Source organism: Microcystis sp. M53598_WE2 (genome assembly GCF_030067735.1).
GTDB lineage: Bacteria > Cyanobacteriota > Cyanobacteriia > Cyanobacteriales > Microcystaceae > Microcystis > Microcystis aeruginosa.
Genome location: NZ_JASJFE010000586.1, coordinates 1 through 5,489 on the forward strand (window position 1 = coordinate 1; position 5,489 = coordinate 5,489).

2 protein-coding genes are annotated in these 5,489 nt (G+C 42.6%); both read right to left on the minus strand.

Features of this window, described 5'->3' with window-relative positions; translation table 11 throughout:
• Positions 1-143: 143 nt before the first annotated feature.
• Positions 144-2,789: a DNA methyltransferase gene (locus PX636_RS11885; RefSeq protein ID WP_288117321.1), complete on the minus strand. Its 2,646-nt coding sequence runs from the start codon at positions 2,787-2,789 to the stop codon at positions 144-146.
• 127 nt (positions 2,790-2,916) lie between these two features.
• Positions 2,917-5,304 (minus strand): DUF3769 domain-containing protein, encoded by a 2,388-nt coding sequence (locus tag PX636_RS11890; protein ID WP_288117323.1) that lies wholly within the window; start codon positions 5,302-5,304, stop codon positions 2,917-2,919.
• Between the last annotated feature and the right edge of the window lie 185 nt (positions 5,305-5,489).

The window sequence follows — 5,489 nt, forward strand, 5'->3', positions numbered from 1 at the left end:
CCGTTTTTTTGCGCTTCGTTTTTGAAGCAATTGTCAAACCGCCGACACCATCGGTCAAAGCATGGGGGCATCGCGGCTGGGGTTGTCTCTTTCATCGCTGATCTTTCAACGTAAAGTGCTTATTATATAACGATTATACTCTATTATACTCTTGTTGATCGTTTAAGTCCCAATAGTTTCTCTAAGATGTCGTCGTCAGCTTGGAAGTGATATGCTTCCATTACTAGCTTGTCTAATTTCTGATGGAGTTGATACAGTTGGCTACTGGGTTCGTTAAAGAATTGGTTATATAGTTTGGTGATTCCCCATTGTTTTTTCTCCATCTGTTGGCTGCGGTATTCGTGTAATTCGTTGGCGGTTTGACGGATTTTTTCGACAAGTTCCCGTGAAGGTGTCTGGGGAAAAGGGAAGGTTTCAAAACAGGTTGTATTAGTATAGCGAGTATCGCCTTTTAAAGTTGAACTTTGAGCTTTTACCCAGAGGCGATGTATTTTTGAGTTGAGAATTCCTAGAATGTAGAAATCATCGGAGGCTATTACCATATTTGCTTCACAGGGAAGTATGGACACATCAACTGGAGAAAAAACAATATATTTAGCGATTTTGGGAATGGCAAAATAGCAAGATAATTTAGATATAGCTTGTCTCATTTTTGGTGCATATTCACCAAATCGCCACCAATGTTTTTTTCTGGAATCGCGACGATTTTTATCTCTTTCAGGTTTAACGGCTATTCTAACTCTTTCAAAGGGGGATTGATAATTTGTAGCTTCTTCTATATTCATGCCTTGAAAATCAATTACCCAATCCAGTTCTTCCCAAGGATAAATCAAGTTTTTACCATCAATCATCGGTTTTAAAACTTCTTGATTTTTAGGATCTTCTAATATCCATTGATCCACTTGTTTCTTCGTGACAATAAAACCTTTTCCTCTTAAACCACAAGATTCAAAAGAAAAGTTTTTATTGACATTCAATTTTGTAGCATTATCTACTGATATTTCAGATTTCAATGCAGTAGATAATAAATTAACTGACAAATTATCTAGAAATAATTCTTTTGGTCTTTCTTTACTCCAATTAACAATACTAACATGAACATTAGCTTCACCAGACCAAGGCTGAGTTGAAATCGCTTCATGTATAAATCCACCTTGCTTAACTACATAATCTAAGCTTGCTTTTCTCCCAGAAACTTGTGATATTGAATTAGTACCAACTAAACCGGCTCTTCCTAATTCTCCAAGATTTTCCGCAGCTTTTCTAAACCAAAAAACACAAAAATCAGGTTGTCCTTGAACATCAGGAAATTTTTGATAAATTTGTTCTGCATACTCATCTCCTAGTTCTGTCCTTAACTTTTTCCCTCCCAAAAATGGAGGATTACCGATAATTGCGTCTGCTTTTTGCCAATCCGTAAACAAAGCATCAGCACAGATAATATTACTATCCAAAGTATCCAAAGGTAAAGAAGCTTCCGTCAAATTAAACCTATCAATCGCCACCTTTCTGGCAATCATTAAAGTCACCCGCGCTAATTCTACAGCAAAAGGATTAATATCCATACCATAAAACTGTTTAGGCGTAACAAAACTAATCTGTAATTGGTCACTAGCAGAACGACGACGGTTAGCAATCTTTTCAATTAATAACTGTTCAATGCGCTTTAATTCTTGATAGGCAACATAGAGAAAATTACCCGAACCGCAAGCCGGATCTAATACCTTATACTGCTGTAATTCTAACTGAAGTGTATTTAACTCGCCAATCGTCCCAGCTTGCTCAATTTTCTCCTCCCAGTAACGGCTAATAGTTGGGCGAACAATTTTCATAATATCCGCTTCTGAGGTAAAGTGCATCCCGTAAGTATGACGCTCTTCAGCATTAGCCGTCCCCTCAAAAATATTACCAAAAATTGCCGGACGGATCTTACTCCAATCCTGACGCGCCGCCACATCCAGAAACTCTAATTCTTTATTAGTTAATTCAATCGGATGAATTATACTAAACAGTCCCCCATTAAAATAATCCACTCCCTGATACTTGCCAGTGGGGGTAATTCCAGGTTGGTTCATCTGTTGAAATAATCCCCCCAAGACATCATAGGAATTGCCACCATTTAGACATTCTTGTACACAATAAATAAATAAATCTCTCGGTAATAATCCTCGATCCTCAGCAAACATTGCTAATACACACTGCAAAATAAATCGCTGGGCCGTCAACTCATCAAAACCGCTTTTATGACCGCGTTTTTTTAACAGTTGAAACAACTCACCCATCCGCCGCGCTGCCGTTTCTGTAATCTCGACTTGATTATTCTGAAAAATAGGGGTACGATTCCCTACTTCCATAAAATTGAACGCACTGACCCGATTTTTCAAATCGTTGAGATTTACTCGATCTACCGGTTCATCTATTTGAAGATCAAAATCAAAAATCCAGAACTGATCAAAATTACATAATAAGACATAGCGAGGGCGATTAGGAACCAATCGACTCCAGTATTCAAAAGCTTGGGGATAGTGCTTACTTAAATCTTCTCCTCGCTTTTTCATTTCAATTAAAACACGAGGTTTCCAAACTAAATCAGCAAATCCGGTTTTACCTTTCTTGCTACCTTTAGTAATCGCCTCCTCATAGGTTGCACCCGCTTCTAACGCACCTTTATGACCAAAAGCTCGAAAGAAACGGTCTAGGAAAATCTGAGCTTCTTTCCTTTCTTTGCCAGTAATATGCTGTTGACAAAAATCAATAAATTCCTGTAAGCTTTCAAGGGTAGTAGTCATCTTTTGCCTTTCCATTGGAGTAGGGTGGGCGTTGTAGTGCGATCACCATCTTACACAATAATTCATCATTCATAATTACCCCTCCCTTCTCCTGTCTCGGAGTCTCCTGTCTCGGAGTCTCCTCAGCTTAACGGGTTACTCCATCCACCACTGGACGGACATCGCTGCCCTCAAAATAGCCGGGGTTGCCTGTCCAGTTGAAATCGGAGACGCGGATGTTGAGTATTCCCAACTGCAGCACGGGGTTATAGCGCAAAATTAAACTATAGGTGCGACGACTCCATTCGAGAAAATATTCTGTACTGATTTCCTTAGCTTGATCGATACTATAAATACTCTGGAAACCCACGCGAATCGGACCATATACCTGTTGAGTTATACCATAGGACATTGTTTGTTGATCAACAAAGCGATCGAAGAAAAAGGGTGATTGTCCGTTGACTAAACCCTGACTAAAACTGAGATTAAACCCGGTATAGTCGAAAAAATTGCGGGAAAAACGCCCAAACTGTCCTAATAATCCCACGGTTCCCGTGACGGAATTTTGCGTCTCTCCGTTAGTGTAATAACCAGTGACACCAGTGACACCAGTGACAATAGCAATATAGGGTTGAACGGGAAGAGGAGAAAATCTTAAACCTTGGTCGGGAGTCGGTGGTAAAGTAAGGGCAGACCAGAGTAAAAAACTGCGATTGAGGGAGACAGCGCCCTGAAAACGGCTTAAATTAGTAACATTATCCGTTGCATTGGCCGCTAAGAGATTACTGCGATCGGTGGGTGCGTTAACATTCTGAACAGAAGCTTGATAACTGAGTCTAATATCCGTATTGGGGATGACAATCACCGGTGAGGTCAAAATTGCCCCAAAACTGCTATTAACCGTCTGAAACCCTAAAGAACCGTTAAAGAGACGCTCGCGATAATTGTACTCCACATTGAGCAGATAGGGATCCTGCAACTGTCCGATCGTCTGTTGAAAGCGAATTTTAGAACGAACACTATTTTCGATCTGTTCCAAATCTAGATTAGAAAAAGAAGCTGTCGCTTGCAAAAACGAGCGCTCGCCAAAATTAGTGGCAAAATTGCCCAATAAACCAAAAGCTTTCGGACTAAGGGCCGAAACTTCCCCACCTCCAGGGTTAGCTGAGGGAAAAGCATCGGGATTAAGGACTTTTTGCACTAAATATTGCGGTGTCAACTCGAAAAGAGTCTTCGGTGTCTCCACTAAAGTTAGGGGACTTTCTACGAAAAATCCGCCCCGATCCTCCCCATCATAGCCCGGAGCAATTAAAAAAGGACGACGACGACGGCGATCGAAAGTGAGACTATTAATAAAAGTAGGTGCCACTACCCGTTGATCGAAAACCAACTGGGAATTACTCATCCGCAACTCATCGGTAAAGGGGCCGCTACTGCGAAAAGTGGCGGAATTAGCCCGAACTTCCAACTCAGGAGGGGAAAAAGGGTCATTAGTCAGACGCACATTAGTGGCATTCCACACCTTACCATCAAAATTCAAGCGTTCGGCCTGAAAACGGACACGATTAATCGTTCCCCCCGATGGACTACTAATATTCTGTCGATCGCGCCGACTGGGATCCTGTCCCCCGACAACAAATTGAAAACCCTCTCCCGTGGTGATTCTCTGCAAGGGTTGATTTAATGCCAAACGATCGGTTAGGGTTCCAAAAGAACTACCGGCCCCCACATCCGTGGGCAGCGTTTGTCCTAAATCCCTAGCGGTGCTGGGTTGAAAAATCTCCCCATTAGCATTAAATACCACACCGCTATCCTGGACGAAATAATATTCAAAGCGATCGCCGCGCAGGATTTGATCTCCCCGGGTTAGGATCACCTGGCCCTCCGCTACCGCTAACTTTTCGGGAAGATTAATCTGTAAGCGATCAGCCGTTAGTACACTTTGGGCAAAACGCAGGGTGACATTACCTCTAGCGGTGATAATCTGCCGATTTTGGTCAAATTCCTGCTCATCGGCCACTAATTCTAGGGGTCTTTCCCCTTCTGGATTAGCGGCCTGACCTAGGCCGTTATTGAGGGAAATCAAGTATTCTTGGCTGGTTTTTTCGCCTTTTTTCCGCACTAATAGCCGAGTTGAGCCATTTTTCTGGTTAAGAGCTTTTTGATTTAATCCTGAAACTATCTCGGTTTCGGGATGAATGGTGACACCAACGGCTGCGGGGGGTGGAGAATTCTGGACAGAAAGGGGTTTTCCTAAAGCTGCCGCATCACCCCCACTGCTAGGTAATGGTTTTAGGGGAATACCCTCATCGGGAACCAAGGGTTTTACCTCGACGGTTTCCGGGGGTGGAGTGACGGTTAGGGGAATAGAAACGCTCTCTTCTGAAGGCTTTTTTGCTTCTAGAGGTGCTGGGGTGACAGGGAGGGGAATTACTGACGCGGGACTATTTTCAGAAACTTGGCGCTCCTCCGTTTCCGGTTCGGCTACAGTATTAATCAGGGCAGGTGGTTCAACAGCTAAGAGAAAAAAAGACATGACTGCACGAGTCGGCGATCAAAATAGAGGACGAGCGAACCTCATTGACATCCTCGCCGCCCTAAAAGTGCGGCGATTCCTAAACCTCACGATTTAAGTTTCTGCTTCCACCACCGTCGCATACCACAGTTAAAAAACCATGTACTGTCTTACACAGAGTCCACAGACTTTCGCCCCATTTCAGA

Excerpts from the sequence above, each read along its gene's own strand:
- PX636_RS11885 (WP_288117321.1), bottom strand. The coding sequence starts at position 2,789 with ATGACTACTACCCTTGAAAGCTTACAGGAATTTATTGATTTTTGTCAA.
- PX636_RS11890 (WP_288117323.1), bottom strand. The coding sequence starts at position 5,304 with ATGTCTTTTTTTCTCTTAGCTGTTGAACCACCTGCCCTGATTAATACT.